The 20,849-nt window shown below is 72.9% G+C and carries 21 protein-coding genes and 1 pseudogene; 14 read left to right on the forward strand and 8 right to left on the reverse strand.

Annotated features, from left to right (window positions below):
* Nucleotides 1-7: 7 nt before the first annotated feature.
* The 5 genes from D7M15_RS17725 to D7M15_RS17745 form a co-directional block, all read right to left on the reverse strand.
* Nucleotides 8-1,132 carry a 2-oxoacid:ferredoxin oxidoreductase subunit beta gene (locus D7M15_RS17725; RefSeq protein ID WP_206337381.1) on the reverse strand — a complete coding sequence of 375 codons (1,125 nt, stop codon included), beginning with the start codon at nucleotides 1,130-1,132 and terminating at the stop codon, nucleotides 8-10.
* Nucleotides 1,125-3,041, reverse strand: coding sequence for a 2-oxoacid:acceptor oxidoreductase subunit alpha (locus D7M15_RS17730; RefSeq protein WP_240649356.1), 1,917 nt, complete (start codon nucleotides 3,039-3,041; stop codon nucleotides 1,125-1,127). Before D7M15_RS17730 ends, D7M15_RS17725 begins: the two co-directional genes overlap by 8 nt.
* 223 nt (nucleotides 3,042-3,264) lie before the next feature.
* A complete protein-coding gene (locus D7M15_RS17735; protein ID WP_346428813.1) occupies nucleotides 3,265-3,924 on the reverse strand; it encodes a response regulator transcription factor in 660 nt (219 codons plus the stop codon).
* Between the two features lie 133 nt (nucleotides 3,925-4,057).
* Nucleotides 4,058-5,425 (reverse strand): sensor histidine kinase, encoded by a 1,368-nt coding sequence (locus D7M15_RS17740; protein ID WP_121518414.1) that lies wholly within the window; start codon nucleotides 5,423-5,425, stop codon nucleotides 4,058-4,060.
* Between the two features lie 186 nt (nucleotides 5,426-5,611).
* Nucleotides 5,612-6,961 carry a sensor histidine kinase gene (locus tag D7M15_RS17745; protein ID WP_121518415.1) on the reverse strand — a complete coding sequence of 450 codons (1,350 nt, stop codon included), beginning with the start codon at nucleotides 6,959-6,961 and terminating at the stop codon, nucleotides 5,612-5,614.
* 343 nt (nucleotides 6,962-7,304) lie between these two features.
* On the opposite strand from D7M15_RS17745, the gene D7M15_RS17750 reads away from it, so the two are divergent.
* The 13 genes and pseudogenes from D7M15_RS17750 to D7M15_RS17805 all read left to right on the forward strand — a co-directional run bounded on the left by D7M15_RS17750 (nucleotide 7,305) and on the right by D7M15_RS17805 (nucleotide 19,142).
* Nucleotides 7,305-7,676, forward strand: coding sequence for an NADH-quinone oxidoreductase subunit A (locus tag D7M15_RS17750; protein ID WP_121518416.1), 372 nt, complete (start codon nucleotides 7,305-7,307; stop codon nucleotides 7,674-7,676).
* A gap of 146 nt (nucleotides 7,677-7,822) precedes the next feature.
* Nucleotides 7,823-8,428: an NADH-quinone oxidoreductase subunit B gene (locus D7M15_RS17755; protein ID WP_240649678.1), complete on the forward strand. Its 606-nt coding sequence runs from the start codon at nucleotides 7,823-7,825 to the stop codon at nucleotides 8,426-8,428.
* A 92-nt stretch (nucleotides 8,429-8,520) separates the two neighbouring features.
* Nucleotides 8,521-8,952, forward strand: a pseudogene (locus D7M15_RS29540) (NADH-quinone oxidoreductase subunit C); the annotation flags it as partial.
* A gap of 164 nt (nucleotides 8,953-9,116) precedes the next feature.
* On the forward strand, nucleotides 9,117-9,608 hold the full coding sequence (locus tag D7M15_RS29545) for a hypothetical protein (protein WP_346428840.1): 492 nt from the start codon (nucleotides 9,117-9,119) through the stop codon (nucleotides 9,606-9,608).
* Nucleotides 9,605-10,567 (forward strand): complex I subunit 1 family protein, encoded by a 963-nt coding sequence (locus tag D7M15_RS17765; RefSeq protein WP_121520951.1) that lies wholly within the window; start codon nucleotides 9,605-9,607, stop codon nucleotides 10,565-10,567. Before D7M15_RS29545 ends, D7M15_RS17765 begins: the two co-directional genes overlap by 4 nt.
* The gene (locus tag D7M15_RS17770) at nucleotides 10,564-11,307 is read left to right on the forward strand and encodes an NADH-quinone oxidoreductase subunit I (RefSeq protein ID WP_121520952.1); all 744 of its coding nucleotides are present in this window, start codon (nucleotides 10,564-10,566) and stop codon (nucleotides 11,305-11,307) included. The genes D7M15_RS17765 and D7M15_RS17770 overlap by 4 nt, the downstream gene beginning before the upstream one ends.
* Nucleotides 11,304-11,966, forward strand: a complete 663-nt coding sequence (locus D7M15_RS17775; RefSeq protein WP_121518417.1) for an NADH-quinone oxidoreductase subunit J — start codon at nucleotides 11,304-11,306, stop codon at nucleotides 11,964-11,966. The genes D7M15_RS17770 and D7M15_RS17775 overlap by 4 nt, the downstream gene beginning before the upstream one ends.
* Nucleotides 11,966-12,409: an NADH-quinone oxidoreductase subunit NuoK gene (gene nuoK, locus D7M15_RS17780; RefSeq protein ID WP_121518418.1), complete on the forward strand. Its 444-nt coding sequence runs from the start codon at nucleotides 11,966-11,968 to the stop codon at nucleotides 12,407-12,409. The genes D7M15_RS17775 and nuoK overlap by 1 nt, the downstream gene beginning before the upstream one ends.
* The gene (locus tag D7M15_RS17785; RefSeq protein WP_121518419.1) at nucleotides 12,406-14,427 is read left to right on the forward strand and encodes an NADH-quinone oxidoreductase subunit L; all 2,022 of its coding nucleotides are present in this window, start codon (nucleotides 12,406-12,408) and stop codon (nucleotides 14,425-14,427) included. Before nuoK ends, D7M15_RS17785 begins: the two co-directional genes overlap by 4 nt.
* A 26-nt stretch (nucleotides 14,428-14,453) precedes the next feature.
* On the forward strand, nucleotides 14,454-16,127 hold the full coding sequence (locus D7M15_RS17790; protein ID WP_121520954.1) for an NADH-quinone oxidoreductase subunit M: 1,674 nt from the start codon (nucleotides 14,454-14,456) through the stop codon (nucleotides 16,125-16,127).
* Nucleotides 16,124-17,758, forward strand: coding sequence for an NADH-quinone oxidoreductase subunit N (locus tag D7M15_RS17795; protein ID WP_121518420.1), 1,635 nt, complete (start codon nucleotides 16,124-16,126; stop codon nucleotides 17,756-17,758). Before D7M15_RS17790 ends, D7M15_RS17795 begins: the two co-directional genes overlap by 4 nt.
* 119 nt (nucleotides 17,759-17,877) lie before the next feature.
* A complete protein-coding gene (gene htpX / locus D7M15_RS17800) occupies nucleotides 17,878-18,741 on the forward strand; it encodes a zinc metalloprotease HtpX (protein WP_121518421.1) in 864 nt (287 codons plus the stop codon).
* The gene (locus tag D7M15_RS17805; protein ID WP_121518422.1) at nucleotides 18,738-19,142 is read left to right on the forward strand and encodes a YccF domain-containing protein; all 405 of its coding nucleotides are present in this window, start codon (nucleotides 18,738-18,740) and stop codon (nucleotides 19,140-19,142) included. The genes htpX and D7M15_RS17805 overlap by 4 nt, the downstream gene beginning before the upstream one ends.
* Nucleotides 19,143-19,172: 30 nt before the next feature.
* Here D7M15_RS17805 and D7M15_RS17810 read toward each other — a convergent pair whose 3' ends face one another.
* Nucleotides 19,173-19,823: a TetR/AcrR family transcriptional regulator gene (locus D7M15_RS17810; protein ID WP_121518423.1), complete on the reverse strand. Its 651-nt coding sequence runs from the start codon at nucleotides 19,821-19,823 to the stop codon at nucleotides 19,173-19,175.
* A gap of 83 nt (nucleotides 19,824-19,906) precedes the next feature.
* Here D7M15_RS17810 and D7M15_RS29105 point away from each other — a divergent pair, with 83 nt between their 5' ends.
* A complete protein-coding gene (locus D7M15_RS29105; RefSeq protein WP_240649357.1) occupies nucleotides 19,907-20,260 on the forward strand; it encodes an MFS transporter in 354 nt (117 codons plus the stop codon).
* A 32-nt stretch (nucleotides 20,261-20,292) separates the two neighbouring features.
* Here the strand turns inward: D7M15_RS29105 and D7M15_RS29110 are convergent, their stop codons facing one another.
* Nucleotides 20,293-20,553: a hypothetical protein gene (locus tag D7M15_RS29110; protein ID WP_240649358.1), complete on the reverse strand. Its 261-nt coding sequence runs from the start codon at nucleotides 20,551-20,553 to the stop codon at nucleotides 20,293-20,295.
* Between the two features lie 156 nt (nucleotides 20,554-20,709).
* The gene (locus tag D7M15_RS29435) at nucleotides 20,710-20,841 is read right to left on the reverse strand and encodes a hypothetical protein (RefSeq protein ID WP_276314461.1); all 132 of its coding nucleotides are present in this window, start codon (nucleotides 20,839-20,841) and stop codon (nucleotides 20,710-20,712) included.
* Between the last annotated feature and the right edge of the window lie 8 nt (nucleotides 20,842-20,849).

Consider the following 20,849-nt stretch of genomic DNA (forward strand, 5'->3'; position numbering starts at 1 on the left):
CGGAGGTTCAGCCGACGACGGTCCAGGTGTCGCGGCCCGCGAGCAGGGAGCCCAGCTCGCCCTTACCGTTGAGCTGCACGGCCTGCTCCAGCTGGTCGGACATCAGCGACTCGTAGACCGGCCGTTCGACGTCCCGCAGCACGCCGATCGGCGTGTGGTGCAGGGTGTCCGGGTCGGCCAGCCGGGACAGCGCGAAGGCGGTCGTCGGCGAGGCCGAGTGCGCGTCGTGGACGAGGACGTCCCCGGTGCCGTGCTCCGCGACGTCGATGATCCGCAGGTCACCCGTCGCCGGGTCGCGCACCACACCGCGTGCCCCGAGCCCGTCGCCGCCGTCCGTCTCCAGCCAGGGCGCGCCGAAGCGGATCGGCTCACCGTGCTCCAGCCGGATCACGGCCTCCTGCGCCTGCTCCTTGTCCTTGAGGATCTCGAAGGCGCCGTCGTTGAAGATGTTGCAGTTCTGGTAGATCTCGACGAGCGCCGTGCCCGGGTGTTCGGCGGCGGCCCGCAGCACCGACGTGAGGTGCTTGCGGTCCGAGTCGACCGTGCGGGCGACGAACGACGCCTCCGCCCCGATCGCCAGCGACACCGGGTTGAAGGGGGCTTCGAGCGACCCCATCGGCGTCGACTTGGTGATCTTCCCGGGCTCCGAGGTCGGGGAGTACTGCCCCTTGGTGAGCCCGTAGATCCGGTTGTTGAACAGCAGGATCTTCAGGTTCACGTTGCGCCGCAGCGTGTGGATCAGGTGGTTGCCGCCGATGGAGAGCGCGTCGCCGTCACCCGTGACGACCCACACCGACAGGTCCCGCCGCGCCGAGGCCAGCCCCGTCGCGATGGCCGGGGCGCGGCCGTGGATGGAGTGCATCCCGAAGGTGTTCATGTAGTACGGGAAGCGGGACGAGCAGCCGATGCCGGAGACGAAGACGATGTTCTCCTTCGCCAGCCCCAGCTCCGGCATGAAGCCCTGCACCGCCGCCAGCACCGCGTAGTCACCGCAGCCGGGGCACCAGCGGACCTCCTGGTCGGACTTGAAGTCCTTCATCGACTGCTTGCCCTCGGCCTTCGGCACCAGGGACAGCAGGCCGCGATCCCCCGGCTCCCGGGTATCAGGCCCCTCCATGAGCTGCTCAGCCATTGTCTATGGCCTCCTTGAGAGCGTTCGCGAGCTGTTCCGCCTTGAACGGCAGTCCGCGGACCTGCGTCAGGGACTGCGCATCGACGAGGTACTTGGCGCGCAGCAGCGCGGCCAGCTGGCCGAGGTTCATCTCCGGCACGACGACCTTGTCGTACCGCCGCAGCTCCTCGCCCAGGTTGCGCGGGAAGGGGTTGAGGTGACGCAGATGCCCCTGCGCGATCCGGCCCCCGCCGCGCCGGATGCGCCGTACGGCTGCGGTGATCGGCCCGAAGGTCGACCCCCAGCCGAGCACCAGCACCCGCGCGGGCCCTTCCTCCTCGATCCCGGGGTCGTCGACGACGAGGTCCGGGACCTCGATCCCGTCGACCTTCGCCTGCCGGGTCCGCACCATGAACTCGTGGTTGGCCGGGTCGTACGAGATGTTGCCCGACCCGTCCTGCTTCTCGATGCCGCCGATCCGGTGCTCCAGACCGGGCGTGCCGGGCACGGCCCACGGCCGGGCGAGCGTCTCCGGGTCGCGCTTGTACGGCCAGAACACCTCGGTGCCGTCGTCCAGCTGGTGGTTCGGCGCCTGCGCGAACTGCACCCGCAGGTCGGGCAGGGTGTCCACCTCGGGGACGCGCCACGGCTCGGAGCCGTTGGCCAGGTACCCGTCGGACAGCAGGAAGACCGGCGTCCGGTACGTCAGCGCGATACGGGCCGCGTCCAGCGCCGCCGTGAAGCAGTCCGCGGGCGTCGCGGGCGCCACGATCGGCACCGGCGCCTCGCCGTTCCGCCCGTACATCGCCTGGAGCAGGTCGGCCTGCTCGGTCTTGGTGGGCAGACCGGTGCTGGGCCCGCCGCGCTGGATGTCGACGATCAGCAGCGGCAGTTCGAGGGAGACGGCGAGGCCGATGGTCTCGGACTTGAGCGCGACACCCGGCCCGGACGTGGTGGTGATGCCGAGCGAGCCGCCGAAGGAGGCGCCGAGCGCCGCGCCGATGGCGGCGATCTCGTCCTCCGCCTGGTAGGTGCGGACGCCGAAGTTCTTGTGCTTGGACAGCTCGTGCAGCACGTCGGAGGCGGGCGTGATCGGGTACGAGCCGAGGAACAGCGGCAGGTCCGCCTGCTGGGCGGCGGCGATCAGGCCGTACGACAGCGCCAGGTTGCCCGAGATGTTCCGGTACGTCCCCGGTGGGAACGCGGTGGTGGCGGGCGCCACCTCGTAGCTGACGGCGAAGTCCTCGGTGGTCTCGCCGAAGTTCCAGCCCGCGCGGTACGCCGCGACGTTGGCCTCCGCGACCTGCGGCTTCTTCGCGAACTTCGTCCGCAGGAACTGCTCGGTGGACGCCGTGGGCCGGTGGTACATCCACGACAGCAGCCCGAGCGCGAACATGTTCTTCGACCGGCCCGCTTCCTTGCGGCCCAGGTCGTAGTCCTTCAGCGCCTCGACGGTCAGCGTGGTCAGCGGCACCTGGTGCACGCTGTACCCGTCCAGCGAACCGTCCTCCAGGGGGCTGGTGTCGTAGCCCACCTTGGCCATCGCGCGCTTGTTGAACTCGTCGGTGTTGATGATGAGTTCGGCGCCGCGCGGCAGGTCCCCGATGTTGGCCTTCAACGCGGCCGGGTTCATCGCCACCAGTACGTTCGGGGCGTCGCCCGGGGTGAGGATGTCGTGGTCCGCGAAGTGCAGCTGGAAGCTGGAGACGCCCGGCAGGGTCCCTGCGGGGGCGCGGATCTCGGCGGGGAAGTTCGGCAGCGTGGACAGGTCGTTCCCGAAGGACGCCGTCTCGGAGGTGAAGCGGTCACCCGTGAGCTGCATGCCGTCGCCGGAGTCACCCGCGAACCGGATGATCACCCGGTCGAGCTGCCGTACTTCCTTCTCGGTGGACGGCCGTTCCTCGGCCGGGCTGTTGACCTGACTGGTCACGGTAAATCTGACCTCCCCTGAGGCGGCGCTCGCCGTCATCCTACGTGCGTCCCGATCCTGCCGGTCGTCGCTCGCCGGACACTGGTGAGACGCCCAGAGACTGCTTCCGCGGGCCGACGACCGGTCCCCTCCCGTACGGGTCCGTCCGCGCCCCGCGCCGGACCGTACGGTTCCGGCCCCGCACCGGGCGGTACGGTCCCGTACCGCCCGTACGCTTCGCAGGCTACGAGTTGAGGTAGCGCAGCACCGCCAGCACACGACGGTGATCCCCGTCACTCGGGGACAGCCCCAGCTTCTGGAAGATGTTGCTGACGTGCTTCTCCACCGCCCCGTGGCTGACCACCAGCTGCCCGGCGATGGCCGAGTTCGTACGCCCCTCCGCCATCAGCCCCAGCACCTCGCGCTCCCGCGGGGTGAGCGCCGACAGCACGTCCTGCTTGCGGCTGCGTCCCAGCAGCTGCGCGACGACCTCCGGGTCGAGCGCCGTACCGCCCTGGGCGACCCGTACGACCGCGTCCACGAACTCGCGCACCTCCGCGACGCGGTCCTTCAGCAGGTAGCCGACGCCGTGGGTGGACCCGGCGAGCAGCTCCGTCGCGTACTGCTCCTCCACGTACTGCGACAACACCAGCACCCCCAGTCCCGGATGCGCGGCGCGCAGCTGCACCGCGGCCCGTACGCCCTCGTCGGTGTGCGTCGGCGGCATCCGTACGTCCGCCACGACCACGTCCGGGAGCCGTTCCGCGGCGGCCAGCTCGGCCACCGTGCGCACCAGCGCCTCGCCGTCGCCGACACCGGCGACGACCTCGTGCCCGCGGTCCGTCAGCAGCCGTGTGAGCCCTTCTCTGAGCAGCACCGAGTCCTCGGCGATGACCACACGCACGTCCGTCCTCCATCTTGTCCGCCCCCGACCCGCGCACGGGAATGCCCCCGCACCCCGGCCGCGCCCGCCGGGAGGGCGGACGCGGTCGGGGCACGGAGGGTTCAGCGCGTGGCGTGAGGGGTCGGGGGACCGGTCAGTCCCGCCACGGCAGTTCGGCCGTCACAGTAGTCGGGCCGTTGTGGGGGGAGTCGAGTACGAGGAGGCCGTCTACGGAGTGGAGGCGGTCTGCGAGTCCGGCGAGTCCGGTGCCGCCGGTGCCGGAGGGGCTGTTGTGGAGTGAGGTGGTGGCGCCGCCTTGGCCGTTGTCGGTGACTTGGAGCATGAGGCGGTTGTCGGAGCGCCAGACGTCGACGGTGGCGTGGGTGGCGTGGGCGTGTTTGCTGATGTTCTGGAGGAGTTCGGAGACGGTGAAGTAGGTGATGCCTTCGATGGCTTGGGCGGGTCGTTGGTGGAGGTCGACGGTGACGCGTACGGGGACGGTGCAGCGGGTGGCGATGGCGGAGAGGGCGGGGCCGAGTCCGCGGTCGGTGAGGATGGCGGGGTGGATGCCGCGGGCGAGGTCGCGGAGTTCTTGGAGGGCGAGTTTCACTTCGCCGTGTGCTTCGTCGACCATGGCGGCTGCTGCTTCGGGGTCTTCGAGGAGTTTTTCCTTGGCGAGGCCGAGTCCCATGGCGAGGGCGACGAGTCGGGCTTGTGCGCCGTCGTGGAGGTCGCGTTCGATGCGGCGGAGGTCGGCGGCGGCGGTGTCGACCACCACCCCCCGATCCGACTCCAGCTCCCAGACGCGGGTGGCCAGTTTGGACGGGCCGAGCAGCCCCGTGACCATCAGCCGGTCCACCTGCGTCGTGCCGCGCAGCACCCAGGGTGAGACGAGGAGCAGCACCAGTCCGACGGCGGAGGCGACGGCGATCTCGGGCGGGCTGTCCACGAAGAAGCCGGTGTGGCCGTCGCCGCCCAGCTGGATGCCCGGCTGGTCCAGGTACTCCGGGAACACCCACTGCCACGCGGGGTAGAGCAGCAGTCCCAGGGCGTCGACCCAGAGGACCGTCGCCAGGACGAACTGGAAGACGGCCCACGGGAAGTGCAGCAGCGAGTACAGCGCGCTGCGCCACGACACCCCGCTGCGGAACAGCGCGCCGGTCCACGCCAGTACGCCCGTACCCCGCTGGAGGGCCCGTACGGGTTCGGGTTCCGCCACGTCGTGGCCGAGCAGCAGCCGGGCCCGCGCCCGTTCCATCCGGCCGAACGCCCGGCAGCAGGAGAGGCCCGCGGCGAGGATCGGCAGGCCCACGAAGGTGATGAGCAGGCCGATGCCGACGGAGCCCGTCGTGAGGGTGAAGACGAAGGCCGCGAGGGAGATCGGGAAGCTGCTGAGGACGTACAGCAACTCGCCCCACGTACGCCCCGAGAAGGGCGCGCGCAGGATCTCGGCCACGCCGGGCGGGCGGAGCCCGGCCTGCCGGGGCTGCGGGGGGCCGGATGCCGTGGCCGTGGTTCCCATGTGTCGCTTCCTTCTCCGTCGGATACGTCCGGGTCGCGTACGTGCCGGGATCGCGTACGTGCCGGGCACGTGCGTACGTCCGTCGGGTCCGTCCGTACGCGCCCGCCGCCTCGGGCGGGCTGACTCCAGCATCCGCCGCCGGACCGCACCGGGCCATGAGGCCGGTGGGTGTCTCGGGCAGGGGGTTTACCCCACCTCCCGGGTGGGCTCCGCCACCGGTCGGCGGCGCCACGGCAGCTCCGCGGTGATCACGGTCGGGCCGTTGTGGGGGGAGTCGAGTACGAGGAGGCCGTCTACGGAGTGGAGGCGGTCTGCGAGTCCGGCGAGTCCGGTGCCGCCGGTGCCGGAGGGGCTGTTGTGGAGTGAGGTGGTGGCGCCGCCTTGGCCGTTGTCGGTGACTTGGAGCATGAGGCGGTTGTCGGAGCGCCAGACGTCGACGGTGGCGTGGGTGGCGTGGGCGTGTTTGCTGATGTTCTGGAGGAGTTCGGAGACGGTGAAGTAGGTGATGCCTTCGATGGCTTGGGCGGGTCGTTGGTGGAGGTCGACGGTGACGCGTACGGGGACGGTGCAGCGGGTGGCGATGGCGGAGAGGGCGGGGCCGAGTCCGCGGTCGGTGAGGATGGCGGGGTGGATGCCGCGGGCGAGGTCGCGGAGTTCTTGGAGGGCGAGTTTCACTTCGCCGTGTGCTTCGTCGACCATGGCGGCTGCTGCTTCGGGGTCTTCGAGGAGTTTTTCCTTGGCGAGGCCGAGTCCCATGGCGAGGGCGACGAGTCGGGCTTGTGCGCCGTCGTGGAGGTCGCGTTCGATGCGGCGGAGGTCGGCGGCGGCGGTGTCGACCACCACCCCCCGATCCGACTCCAGTTCGGCGATACGGCGTTCCAGCACGTCCGAGGGGGACAGCAGGACGCGTACGAGCACCCGGTCCACGTTCGTCAGCCCCCGCGCGATCCACGGCAGCACCGGCCAGCCGACGAACAGGCACACGAGCGTGCAGCCGAACGTGAACACGTCCCACGGCAGCCGGACCACGGCGTACAGCGCGTGCCGCCAGCCGACCGGGTCCCGCAGGTGCGCCCACAGCCAGTACAGGGCGCCGTCGGTCGGGACGTGGACGGGGCTGGGCTCGTCGATCCGCATCCGCAGCAGCAGGCGGGCCCGCGCCCGTTCCAGCCGGCCGAACTGCCGGCAGCCGAGCAGTCCCAGCGCGAGCAGCGGCAGCCCGACGACCGTCACCGACAGTCCGGCGCCGAAGAAGAGGACGGCGGTGGTGTAGACGAAGCCGAGGAGACCGAACGGCAGGTTCGTGACGAGGTGCGCGATCTCCCGCCAGGTCTGCGCCTCGAAGGGCGGGCGAGGGGCGGGGAGGCGTTCCTCCGCGGGCACCTCGCGCTCGGGGGCGGGCGTCCCGGGCCCGGCGGCCGGTGTCCCGGGCGCGGTCGCGGGCGTCCCGGTCCCGGCGCCGGGAGTGTGCGGGTCCGCCCCGGACGTCTCGCGGTCCTCCCCGGGCGCCTCGGGGCGCGGCGGTCTCGCGTGCATGGGTGCCAGCCTGACGTTCGCCACCCCCCTGGCGCCATGGGGTGCGTGGGGGCGTGGGGGTGGGGTTATCCCTACCATTGTCGCCACCGCGCCCCCGTGGGGCGGGCGAAAGGGGGCAAGCGCCCCCACCCTGAGACGGGTCGGAGCCGGGACCGGGGTCAGGGCCTAGACTCCCCTGCGTACAGATCGTCGGCCCCGCCGGGACCGCGGCCCCGGCAGCGGGACGCCGTACGGGGAACCGGGCGGAGCACGCGGTGAGCGGACGGTCAGCAGGCAGGTACGCGCGCGGGGGCACCACCACCCTGCGGACGCGGACACGCGAACACGTGAGGACGGGACGGACGTGCCGGACTATTTCCACGGCTACTCGGTGGTCGGGTTGGTCGCCGTCGTGGGCGTGTGCTTCGTCGCGGTGGCCTTCGGCGCCGGGCGGCTGCTGCGGCCCGTCGTACCGACGCGCGAGAAGATGCTGACGTACGAGTGCGGCGTCGACCCGGTCGGCGACGGCTGGGCGCACACCCAGGTCCGCTACTACGTGTACGCCTTCCTCTACGTCATCTTCGCCGTCGACTCGGTCTTCCTCTTCCCCTGGGCGACGGTCTTCGCGGCGCCGGGCTACGGGGCGACCACGCTCGTGGAGATGTTCGTGTTCCTGGGGTTCCTGACGGTCGGGCTGCTCTACGCATGGAAGAAGGGCGTCCTGGAATGGACGTGACGGGTACGGGTACGGACGCGGTTCCGGGTACGGGCGCGGGTACGGGAGCGAGCGCGGGTTCCGGCGGGGCGGTGGACCTGCCGACGCCGGTCGTGGCGTCCCCGGCGCCACGGCTCGGGGCGCTGGCACGGCTGGCGCCGGAGCCGATGAAGGTCGTCCTCAACTGGGGCCGCCGGTACAGCCTCTGGGTCTTCAACTTCGGACTCGCCTGCTGCGCCATCGAGTTCATCGCGGCGTCGATGGCCCGGCACGACTTCATCCGCCTCGGCGTCATCCCGTTCGCGCCGGGGCCGCGCCAGGCGGACCTCATGGTCGTGTCGGGCACGGTCACGGACAAGATGGCACCGGCCGTGCGGCGGCTCTACGAGCAGATGCCCGAGCCGAAGTACGTGATCTCGTTCGGCGCCTGCTCCAACTGCGGCGGCCCGTACTGGGACTCGTACTCGGTGACCAAGGGCGTCGACCAGATCATCCCCGTCGACGTCTACGTGCCGGGCTGCCCGCCGCGTCCCGAGGCGCTGCTCCAGGGGATCCTGAAGCTCCAGGAGAAGATCGCGCACGAGTCGACGGGCAGCCGCTACGCGGCGTCGGCGTCGGCGGACGTGGCTTCCGGCGGTGGGCGCCCCTCGGTGGCGGCGCTGACCAGCCCGCTGGCGGAAGGACCGGCGCGGGCGCCGGAGTCCGCCGGGTCCGACGGGGCTTCCGGAGCTGACGGTTCGCGCGCCGAGGGTGCGGGGGAGGGCGACCGGTGAGCGAGACGCCCGAACCGGCGGCGACGCCCGAACCGAGCGGTACGCCCGAGCCTTCGGACGCGCCGGAAGCCGCCGCGCCGCCGCAGGGACCCGTGGGCTGGCTGCCGCGCGCCGCCGACGCGCTGTTCGGTGAGGGAGCGGTCGCCGAGGAGGCGTACGCGCTGCTCACCGTCGACGTCCCGCCGGCGCGGTGGATTCCGGCGCTGGAGACGGCCCGCGACGCGCTGGGCTGCACGTACTTCGACTGGTTGAGCGCCGTCGACGAGCCCGGCACCGGCTTCCACGTCTGCGCCCACCTCGTCGCCCTGCCCGGTCCGCCCGGCCCGTCCGGCCCGTCCGGTTCACCCGTCGGGGGCGGCGGCGCCGGGGCGGCGCTGCGGCGGCTGGTGCTCCGTACGACCGTGCCGCACGCGGCGCCCGTACTGCCCACGGCCACCGGCGTGTTCGCGGGAGCCGCCTGGCACGAGCGCGAGACGCACGAGATGTTCGGCGTGGGCTTCACCGGCCACCCGCATCTCGAACGGCTGCTGCTGCCGGACGAGTTCGAGGGGCACCCGCTGCGCAAGGACTTCGTCCTCGCCGCGCGGGTCGCCAAGGCGTGGCCGGGCGCGAAGGAGCCCGGCGAGGCCGGGCACGGCGGGCCGAAGCGGCGGCAGATGCAGCCGCCGGGCGTGCCCGACCCGAACGAGTGGGGCCCGCTGAAGGGCCAGTTGCCGCCCGCGCCCACCCGACCGGCGCGCGGACGCGCGGCGGCGGGCGAACGGCCCGCACGTCGCGCGCGCAGCGCGGGCGCGGGCTCGTCGAGCCAGCAGGCGCCCGAGGCGGGCGCCCCGGCGCCCGACGCGTCCGCCGCACCCCGGCGTGCGCGGCGCGCGGGGAGGGCTCGTCGAGCCGGCGCGCCACGGGCGCGACCGACGCGCCGGAGCCTGGCGCGTCCGCCCCCGGCGCGCCCGCGCCCGAGAAGCCCGCGCCCGGCGCCCGTTCCACGGACGCGCCCTGGCACCAGGCGGGCCGTACGCCCGCCGCGCCCGCACGCCGTGGCGGCGCCGAGGCAACCGACACCCCCGCACCGGACGAGGGCGTACCGGGCGAGGCCGCGCCGGACGACGGCGCTCCGGGCAAGGGCGTACGCGACGAGAACGCCCCCCGGGACGGCGCGGGCGCGGAGGACGAGGGCTGATGGACGTGCTCGATGTCGCGCTGCGGCTGGTCGCCGTGCTCGTGGCGTTCCTGACCCTGCCCCTGCTCGTCGGCCAGACCGAGCACAAGGTGATGGCGCACATGCAGGGCCGCGTCGGCCCGATGTACGCGGGCGGCTTCCACGGCTGGGCCCAACTGGTCGCCGACGGAGTCAAGTTCGCGCAGAAGGAGGACATCGTCCCGGACGGCGCCGACCGGCGCGTCTTCCAACTGGCGCCCGCCGTCGCGCTCATCCCGTACCTGCTGGTCCTCGTCGCGATCCCGTTCGCGCCGGACGGCGGCGTCGGGCAGGCCGTCGACGCGGGCATCTTCTTCGTCCTCGCCGTCATGGGCGTCGGCGTGCTGGGCTCGCTGATGGGCGGCTGGGCCTCCGCGAACAAGTTCTCCCTCCTCGGCGGCCTCCGTACCGGCGCGCAGCTGATGGCGTACGAGCTGCCGATGCTGCTCGCCGCCGCGTCCGTCGCGATGGCCGCCGGTACGGCCTCGCTGACCGGCATCCTCGACGCCTTCGAGTGGTGGTGGGTGCCCTGGCAGATCATCGGCGCCCTCGTCTTCTTCACGGCGGGGCTGGCGGAGTTGCAGCGGCCGCCGTTCGACGCGCCGGTGGCGGACTCGGAGATCATCTTCGGCGCGTACACCGAGTACACCGGGCTGCGCTTCGCCTTCTTCCTGCTGGCCGAGTACGCCGGGATCGTCGTGCTGTGCGCGCTGACGACCGTACTGTTCCTCGGCGGCTGGCACGGCCCGTTCGCCGCCGACCTCGGCTGGGTGTGGACGCTGCTGAAGACGTCGGTGCTCGCGTTCGTGGTCATCTGGCTGCGCGTCAGCTACCCCCGGCTGCGCGAGGACCAGATCCAGCGGGTGGCCTGGACCGGCCTCGTACCGCTCGCGCTCCTCCAGATCGCCCTCACCGGCGTCGTCAAGGTGGTGATCCAGTGACTTCCCGCCCGCCGTCCACGGCCGGTGCCCATCCCGATCCCGGTGCCGTCCCCGTACCGAGCCCCGGCCCCGGTGCCGGGGCCGCGCCGGGGTCGTCCGGCAAGCGGCGCTCCCTGCCGGGCGCGGGCCTCGCCAAGGGGCTCGCCGTCACGCTCCGCACGATGACCCGGCGGTCGGTCACCGAGCACTACCCGGACACGCAGCCCGAACTGCCGCCGCGCAGCCGCGGCGTCATCGCGCTGTTCGAGGAGAACTGCACGGTCTGCATGCTGTGCGCCCGCGAGTGCCCCGACTGGTGCATCTACATCGACTCGCACAAGGAGACGGCGCCGCCCACCGCGCCCGGCGGGCGCGAACGCAGCCGGAACGTGCTGGACCGCTTCGCCATCGACTTCTCCCTCTGCATGTACTGCGGGATCTGCATCGAGGTGTGCCCGTTCGACGCGCTCTTCTGGTCACCGGAGTTCGAGTACGCGGAGACCGACATCCACGAGCTGACCCACGAACGGGACCGGCTGCGCGCGTGGATGTGGACCGTGCCGGAGCCGCCCGCGCTGGATCCGGCGGCGGAGGAGCCGAAGGAGATCGCGGCGGCGCGCAAGACCGCCGACAAGCTGGCCGCCGCGGAGCGGGCCGCTGCCGAGCAGCCGGCCGCGGGGCAGCCCGTACGGCCCGAACCATCGGAACCGGCCGTACGGCCCGAGCGGCCCGGCCGCCCCGAGCGGGAGGGCGACGCGTGAACCTCGCCGCCGCACACCCCGGCTTCCTCTCGCCCACCGGCGTCGAGATCGTCTTCGTCCTCGTCGGCGTCGTCACCCTCGCCGCCGCCGTCATCACCGTCACCACCCGGAAACTGGTGCACGCCGCCCTCTGGCTGGTCGTCGCCCTCGGCGGGATCGCCGTCGAGTACCTGCTGCTCACCGCCGAGTTCATCGCGTGGGTCCAGGTGCTCATCTACGTCGGTTCCGTCGTCGTCCTCCTCCTCTTCGGGCTGATGCTCACGCGCGCGCCGATCGGGGACTCGCCGGACGCCGACTCCGGCAACCGCCCGGTGGCGCTCGCGGTCGCCCTCGCCTCGGCGGCCACGCTGGTCACGGTCGTGGTGGACGCGTTCCGCACGTACTGGATCGACCTCGACGCGTCGGTGCAGGGCTCCACCGCCGTCACCGGCGAGAGCCTCTTCCGGCACTGGGTCCTGCCCTTCGAGGCGCTGTCCGTGCTGCTGCTCGCCGCGCTCGTCGGCGCCATCGTGCTGTCCCGCAAGGACGGTCCCCGTGCCGCCGGGCCCGGCCCCGTACGGGACCCCGACGCCACCGGCCCCGCCGCGCCCGCCGCGCCCGACCAGCCCGACACCGACACGGGTCCCGGCTCCGGTACCGACGCAGAGGGGCGCCGCTGATGCACCTCGCCTATCCCGCCGTCCTCGCCGTCCTGCTCTTCAGCGTCGGCGTCTACGGCGTCCTCGCCCGCCGCAACGTCATCCTGGTGCTGATGTCGGTCGAGCTGATGCTCAACGCCGTCAACCTCAACCTCGTCGCGTTCGACGTCTGGCTCCGCGACACCCTGCACACCGGCCAGGCGCTCACCCTCTTCGTGATCGCGGTCGCCGCCGCCGAGATCGGCATCGGCCTCGCCATCGTGCTGATGGTCTACCGCGACCGGGGCACCTCCGACGTCGACCGGCTCCGCGACCTCCGCGAGGACCGCGCGGGCGCCGTGACCGAGGCAGCCGTGACCGGGGCCGCCGTCGCCGCGGGCCCCGGCACCGCGTCCGGCGGCACCCCGCACCCGCACACCAGCGAACGCGAGCAGGGGAACTCCGCCGGGAGGCAGACCGCGTGACCACCACCACCCTCGCCGTACTCGTCCCGCTGCTGCCGTTCCTCGGCGCCGTCGCCGCGCTGCTGCTGGGCCGTACGGCACCCGGTTTCGTACGGCCCCTCGTCGTACTGCCCACCGTGACCGCGACCGTCCTCGCCTGCCTCGTCGCCGCCGAGCACGGCCGGAACGGCGCGTTGCGCGCCGCCACCGAACTGGCGCCCACCGGGAACGACGCGCTGCCCATCCAACTCGCCCTGCACGTCGACGGCTTCGCCGCGCTCGTCTCCGTCCTCGTCGGGGTCGTCGCCTGCTGCGTGCAGCTCTACTCGACCGGCTACCTGCGCGACGACCCGCGCTACACCTCGTACGCCGCGCTCGTCTCCCTCTTCACCGCCGCGATGTTCCTCGTCGTCTACAGCGACGACCTCATCGTGCTGCTCGTGGGCTGGGAGGTGATGGGCATCTGCTCCTACTTCCTGGTCGGGCACTACTGGGAGACGCGGGCCGCGCGCGACGCGTCCCTCAAGGCGTTCCTGGTCACCAAGCTCGGCGACGTGCCGTTCCTGATCGGCATCCTGGCGCTGGCCACCGAGATGGGCAGCTTCCGCATCAGCACCGTCGTCACCCGGATCGGCTCCTCGCTCTCCGGCTGGGAACTCGAACACCCCACTCTCATCGCCCTGCTGCTCCTCGCCGGGGTCGCGGGCAAGTCCGCGCTGTTTCCCCTGCACACGTGGCTGCCCGACGCGATGGCGGGCCCCACCCCCGTCTCCGCGCTGATCCACGCCGCGACGATGGTCGCCGCGGGCGTCTACTTCGTCGCCCGGCTGCTGCCGGTCTTCACCGCCTCCGCCGCCGCCCTGTCCGTACTGGCCGCGACCGCCGCCGTCACCATGGTCGGCTCGGCCCTCGCCGCGCTCGCCCAGGACGACGTGAAGCGCGTGCTGGCGTACTCCACCATCGGCCAACTCGCCTACATGGCGGGCGCCCTGGCCGTCGCCGACCGTGGCGCGGCCGTCTTCCACCTCGTCTCGCACGGCGCCTTCAAGGCCCTCCTCTTCCTCGGCGCCGGGGTGCTCATCCACGCCGCCGGCACCAACTCGCTGGCGGCCATGGCCCGGATGCGCGGCCTCGCCCGGCGCGCCCCCGACGCCTGCTGGACGATGGGCGTCGCCCTCCTCGCGCTCGCCGCCGTCCCGCCCTTCGCGGGCTTCTTCTCCAAGGAGGCCGTGCTCGTCGCCGCCGAGCACGCCGCCCACGGCGACACCCCCGGCGTCCCCACCGGCGCCGGGTGGACGGTGCTCGTCGCCGGGCTGCTGACCGCCGTGCTCACCGCCGCGTACGCCGCCCGCCTCTGGCTCCTCGCCTTCCGCGGCGACGGCCCGCAGAAGGCGCCCGACCACGGCCGCGAGCCGCTCGTCATGAACGCCGTGCTCTGGGCCCTCGCCGTCCCCTCCCTCGCCTTCGGTCTCCTGAACGGAGTGCTGCCGGACTGGTTCGACGGCCACTCCCTGACGCCCACGCTCACCACCTCCGTACTCGGCACCGGCTGCGCCGCGGCCGGGTTCATCGTCATGTACGCCGCGTGGCGGCACACCACCGCGCTCGCCGCCCGCGTCCCCATGGGCGCCGTCGCCGCCCACCCCGGCGGCGACCCCGCCCTGTCGGAGGCCGAGGCCATCGCCACCCACGAGGCGGCGTACGGCGACATCGCCGCCGCCCGCGACCCCGCCGACCCCGGGCGGCTGCTGCTCGGCCCGCTGCACCGGCACGCCGCGCACGGCTTCCACCTCGACGCCGTGTACGCCGTCCTGTTCGTGCGCCCCGTGCGCGCCGCCGCCCGCCTCGTACGCTTCCTGGACCGCGAGGTCGTCGAGGCGTACGTGCGCGGCGCGGGGCTCGCGCCCCGGCTGCTCGGCGGCGCCGTACGCCGGGCCCAGACCGGCAACGCGCAGACCTATCTCGGCGCGCTGCTCGCCGGGTCCCTCGTACTGGCCGTGGCCGTCGTCCTCGCGGCCGCCGGAACCGGAGGAGCCTGACCGTGCTGCCCCTCAACGACACCGCCATGGCCCTGCTGCTTGCCGCCGTCGTGGTGCTCCCGCTGCTCGGCGCCGCCGCCGCGCTGCTCCCGGCGCCGCCCGGCCTGCGGGGCAGCGGCCCCGAACAGGCCGTGCTGCGCCACGGCGTGACCGTCACCGGCGTCGTCCTGGTCGCGGCGCTGCTGCTCGCGCTCGGCTTCGACCACGATCACCCGGCGACCGTGCAGGCCGAGACGGACGTCAGCTGGGTCCCGGCGCTCGACATCCGTATCCATCTGGGCATCGACGGCATCTCCCTCCCGCTGCTGGTGCTGACCGCGCTGCTGACCTTCCTCTGCGCCCTCCACAGCTACTTCCGTATGCCCGAGGGCCCCTCCGCCAAGGGCTTCGTCGCGCTGCTGCTCGTCCTCGAAGCCGGCACGCTCGCCACCTTCGCCGTGCTCGACCTGATGCTGTTCTTCCTGGCCTTCGAGACGGTGCTCATCCCGATGTACTTCCTCATCGCCCGCTGGGGCGGTGCCCGACGCGGCCCCGCCGCCTGGAAGTTCATCCTCTACACCCTCCTCGGCTCCGTCGTGATGCTGCTCGGCCTGCTCCTCGTGGGGCTGGAGGCGGGCACGTTCGACATGGTCACACTCACCACCGACAACGCCCCCGGCGCCGACGGCCCCGCCCTCGGCCACACCGCGCAGCTCCTCGCCGTCCTCTCCATCGGCCTCGGCCTCGCCGTGAAGACCCCGATGTGGCCGCTGCACAGCTGGCTGCCCGACGCGCACACGGCCGCGCCCACCGTCGGCTCCGTGCTGCTCGCGGGCGTCCTGCTCAAGATGGGCACGTACGGCTTCGTCCGCATCCTGCTGCCCGTCGCGCCCGACGGGATGCGGACGTTCGCGCCGTACCTCGCCGCGCTCGCCGTCGCCGGGATCGTCTACGGCTCCCTCGTCTGCCTCGCCCTCGCCCGCCGCGGCGCCGGGGGCGACCTGAAGCGCCTCATCGCGTACTCCTCCGTGGGCCACATGGGCTTCGTGCTCCTCGGCATCGCGACCCTCACCCGTACGGGGGTGAACGGCGCCCTCTTCGCGAACGTCGCCCACGGCCTCATCACCGGCCTGCTCTTCTTCCTCGTCGGCGCGCTCAAGGACCGCACGGGCACCACCGACCTGGACCGCCTCGCGGGCCGTACGGGCGCCGCGCTGTACGGCCGGGTGCCGCGCTTCGGCGGGCTGCTCGCGTTCGCGGCCGTCGCGTCGCTCGGGCTGCCCGGACTGGCCGGGTTCTGGGGCGAGTTGCTGGCGCTGCTGGGCGCGTTCCACCCGGCGGACGGGCTGAGCCGCCCCGCGTACCTCGTGTTCACCGCCGTCGGCGCGTTCGGCACCCTGCTCACCGCCGCGTACCTGCTGGTCGTCGTACGGCGCGTCTGCATGGGCGACCCGGACGAGCGGCCCGCGGCGATCCCGGTGGGGGAGGGGGAGGAGAACGCGTCCCCCGGCGCGAACGCGTCGCCCGCGCGCGCGGAGCCCCCGTCCCGTACGGCGGACGCGTCCCCGGTGCCGGTGGCGCTGCCCGACGTACGCGGCCACGAGTTCGCCGCCTGGACCCCGCTCGTCGTCCTCACCGTCCTCGCCGGGCTCTGGCCCGCGGCCCTCCTCGGGCTCACCGACCCGGCCGTACAGGACCTCCTGCCAGGAGTGACCCGATGACCGCAACCGTCGCCGCCGACGTCGTCCAGTCCGCCGACGTCGTCCAGTCCGTCGACTGGCTCGCCATCGCCCCGCCCGTCGTCGCAGCGGTGGCCGGTCTCGCCGTCCTCGTCCTCGACCTGTTCCTGCCGGAGGCCCGCAAGCACCTCCTCGGCCCGGTCTCGTGCGCCGGGCTCGCCCTGGCGGGGCTCGCGCTGCTGCCGCTGCTGGACGGCGACCGGAGCACGTTCTGCCTCACCGCCGAGCCGGACGTGTGCAGCTACGTCGCGGACCCGTTCACCCTCGCCGTCCAGCTCCTGGTGCTCGGCGGCGCGTTCGTCGCCGCACTCCTGTCCACGGCGTCCGTGCGGGACGAACGGCTGCCCGCGGGTGAGTTCTGGTTCCTGCTGCTGTCCTCCGCCGCGGGCGCCGCGCTGCTGCCCGCGTCCCGCGACCTGGCCACGCTCGTGGTCGCGCTGGAGGTGGCCTCGCTGCCCGCGTTCGCGCTGGTCGGGCTGCGGCGCGGGGACCGGCTGTCGTCCGAGGCGGCGCTCAAGTTCTTCCTCTCCTCGGTCACCGCGACCGCCGTCATGCTGCTCGGCGTGAGCTTCGTGTACGCGGCGACCGGCTCCCTGCACCTGACCACCGTCGCGGACGCCCTCCCCGGTGAGGACGCGCGGCTGGAGACCGTCGCCATGACGGGCGTCGTGCTGACGCTCGTCGGCTTCGCCTTCAAGACGGCCGCCGCGCCGTTCCACTTCTGGGTGCCCGACACGTACGTCGGCGCGCCGCTGCCCGTCGCCGCCTACCTCTCGGTGGTCGGCAAGGCCGTCGGCTTCTCCGGCCTCATCCTGGTGACCGTCGTCGCCTTCCCCCGCTACGACCACGTGTGGGGGCCCGCCCTCGCCGTGCTCGCCGCCCTCACCATGACCGTCGGCAACGTCGCCGCCCTCCGCCAGGACACCGGCCGCGCGCACGGCGCCGTACGCCTGCTCGCCTGGTCGTCCGTCGGGCAGGCGGGCTACCTGCTGGTGCCCCTCGCCGCCGCGGGCGGCGCCGACAGCCCGACGGAGGCGATCGGCGCGACGGTCGCGTACGCGCTGGTCTACGCCGTCGTGAACCTCGGCGCCTTCGCCGTCGCCGCGCACGTGCGCACCCGTTCCGCCGCCCACCGGGTCGACGACTACCGCGGCCTGTACGCGCGCCACCCGCTGGCCGCCCTCGCCCTCGGCTTCTTCCTGCTGTGCCTCGCGGGGCTGCCGCCGGGCGTCATCGGGCTGTTCGCCAAGGTGGCCGTCTTCCGCACCGCCGTGGACGCCGGGCTCGGCTGGCTCGCCGTCGTGATGGCCGTCAACGTCGTGATCGCCCTCTTCTACTACCTCCGCTGGACCGCCCTCCTCTTCCTCCCGGCGGAGGAGGCCGCGCCCGCGCGCGTGGCGAGATCCGCTCCCGCGCGCGCGGACGCCGATTCCGCCGCGGCGGGCGTACGGACGGCGACCGCCGTACGGACCGTGGACGGCGTACGTACCGCGCGCCCCGTACGGATCTCCGCACCCGTCACCGCCGCCGTCGCGCTCACCGGGGTGCTCGCCGTCGCGCTGTCCGGCGCGCCCCAGCTCGTCCTGCGGTTCGCCTCCACGACGCTTCTGTAGGGGGTCGGCCGGGAACTGCCCGCGCCCACCCGGCGTTCAGCATGAGGTGAGCGTCCACCGGAGGGTGGACGGCGCACCTGGCTCAGCGTTCCCCTGCCGCACCGTCTGGAGGGCGTACCGTGCACCGCCGGCACAACGGGCTGCGGACAGCAGTGCTCCTCGCGGGGCTGTCCGGCCTCATCGTCGTCATCGGCAGCTTCTTCGGCCGTACGGGCCTGGTGCTGGCCGTCGTCGTCGCGCTCGGTACGAACGCGTACGCGTACTGGTACAGCGACCGGCTCGCGCTGCGCGCCATGCGGGCGCGCCCGGTCAGCGAGTTCGAGGCGCCCGAGCTGTACCGCGTCGTGCGCGAGCTGTCCACGGCCGCCCGGCAGCCCATGCCCCGGTTGTACCTGTCACCGACCCGGGCGCCGAACGCGTTCGCCACCGGCCGCAACCCCCGTAACGCCGCCGTGTGCTGCACCGACGGCATCCTCCGCCTGCTCGACGCGCGGGAGCTGCGGGGCGTCCTCGGCCACGAGCTGAGCCATGTCTACAACCGGGACATCCTCATCGCGTCCGTCGCCGGGGCGCTGGCCTCCGCCGTGATGTTCCTGGTCAACTTCGCGTGGCTGATCCCGCTGGGCCGCTCCGACGACGACGACGGACCGGGTCTGCTCGGCATGCTGCTGATCATGATCCTCGGGCCGCTCGCGGCCACCCTGATCCAGCTCGCCGTCAGCCGTTCCCGGGAGTACGCGGCGGACGCCTCCGGCGCCCGGCTCACCGGCGACCCCGGCGCGCTCGCCTCCGCCCTCCGCAAGCTCGACGCCGGGACCAAGCAGCTGCCGCTCCCCCCGGAACCGCGCCTGGAGGCCGCCAGCCATATGATGATCGCGAACCCGTTCCGCCCCGGCGTCGGCATGACCCGCTTCTTCTCCACCCACCCGCCGATGGCCGAACGCATCGCCCGGCTCGAACGGATGGAGGGCCCGCCCCCGTGAAGACTGTCCTGAACGTGATCTGGCTGGTCTTCTCCGGCTTCTGGATGGCTCTCGTCTACGCCCTCGCCGGGATCGTCTGCTGCGTCCTCATCGTCACGATCCCGTTCGGCGTCGCCTGCTTCCGCATCGCGCTCTACGCCCTGTGGCCCTTCGGGAACAGAGTCGTCCAGCGCGGCGACGCCGGAGTCGGCGCGGGCATAGGGAACGTGGTCTGGCTGGTCTTCGCCGGGATCTGGCTGACGATCGGGCACTTCCTGGCGGGCGTCGCGTTCTGCCTCACGGTGATCGGGATTCCGTTCGGGCTGGCGCACTTCAAGCTGATCCCGGTCTCGCTGATGCCCCTCGGCCGGGAGATCGTCCCCACGGACGGGCCGACGGCGTACCCGCACTACCGCTGGTAGCGACAGCCGTACGGGGCGGGCGCCCCCAGCTCAGCCCGTACGCCCGGCGCCGTCCGTACGACCCGCTCCACTCGCGTCACCCGCTCCACTCGCGTCACCTGCTCCGTCCGCGTCGCCGACGACCCGCCGCATCGCCGTCAGCAGGTCGCTCCCGGACAGCACGAAGTCCGGGTCCAACGCCTTCTGCACGATGAGCCCGGCCACGAGCGTCATGTAGAACGTGCCGGACACGTCCGCCTCCCCGGCCGCGACCTCGGCCTCCGGCGTCCCGTCGAACAGCGAGACCAGCCCCGTACGCGCCTCGGGCTGCGCCCGCGCGAACGCCGCCCGCAGCTCCGGGTCCGTGTCCGCGTGCAGCACCGCCTCCAGGTTCGACGCCCACAGCCGCTGGTGCCTGTCGAACAGCGCGCCCACCGTGGCCCAGCCCGCCTCGAAGCGTTCCGCCAGCGTGGCGTCCGGGTCGATGCCCGCCTCCAGTTCCTGCTGCACGTCGTCGGCCCACTCGCCCATGGCCGCGAACAGCGCCTCGCGCAGGAGGGCGTCCTTCGAGCCGTAGTGGTAGCCGATCGAGGCCAGGTTCGTGCCGGACTCCCGCACGATGTCCCGCGTCGTCGTACGGGCGTACCCCTTGTCCAGCAGACAGCGCTTCGCGCCTTCGAGCAGATCTTCGCGATGTCCCATGGCAGGACCGTACCGCAGAAGTAGACACCCGTATTATACGAGCGTCTTATACGGTCGTTCCATGCGTGCGTACGGTCCCCGCCATGATCCCCGCACACCCCGAACACGCCGGGCGTCGCGAGTGGACCGCGCTCGCCGTCCCTCTGCTGCGCGTGGTCCTGGTCTCCATGGACGCGTCTTCGTCCTCGGCGGCCTCCTCCTCATCATGGGGCCCTCGGGGATCGCGTCGGCCGTCGTCGCCCGGCATCCTCGTCGCCGCCCGCGCGCTCCTCGGTATCGGCGGCGCCACGCTCATGCCCTCGACGCTCGGTCTGATCCGCGACCTCCTCCGCGACGCGCGGCAGCGCGCCACCGCCCTCGCCGTCTGGTCGGCCGTCATGACCGGCGGCGTCGCACTCGGGCCCGTCGTCAGCGGCGTACTCCTCGAACACCCCTGATGGGCTCGGTCTTCCTGGTCGACCTGCCCGGCTCACTGCTCTCCCTCGCCGCGGTCCTGCCGACGAACTACGGGGTCCAGGAACTCGCCCCCGTACTCGCCCTCGCCGTCGCCGCGGCCTTCCTGCGTCGGCAACGTACGGCCGCGCACCCCATGGTCGATCTCGCGCTGTTCCGCGCTCCTGGCTTCGGGGCCGCGCTCGGCGCGAACGTCGTGGCGATGTTCCTGATGGTCGGCTTCGCGATCTTCACCACGCAGTACCTTCAGCCGGTACTCGGCATGAGCCCGCTCCAAGCCGCCCTCTGGAGCCTCGTCCCGTCCGCGTGCGTGGGGTGCGCGGCTCCCGCCGGAGTACGGCTCGCGCGGTACGTACTCCGCCCGTACGTCGTCAGTACGGGCTTCGCCGTCGCGGCCGTCGGCTTCCTCGTCCTCGCCCTGCTGCGCGCGGACTCACCCCTGCCCCTCGTCCTCGCCGGGGCCGCCGCACAGGCGGGCGCCGTGTCCGGACTGCTGGAGAGCGGTACGGAGTTCGGCGGGGCGCTGGGCATGGCCGTGCTGGGCGGCGTCTGCGCCGCGGTCCACCGGCACGG

It is taken from the genome of Streptomyces sp. Z26, assembly GCF_003665095.1.
GTDB lineage: Bacteria > Actinomycetota > Actinomycetes > Streptomycetales > Streptomycetaceae > Streptomyces > Streptomyces phytohabitans.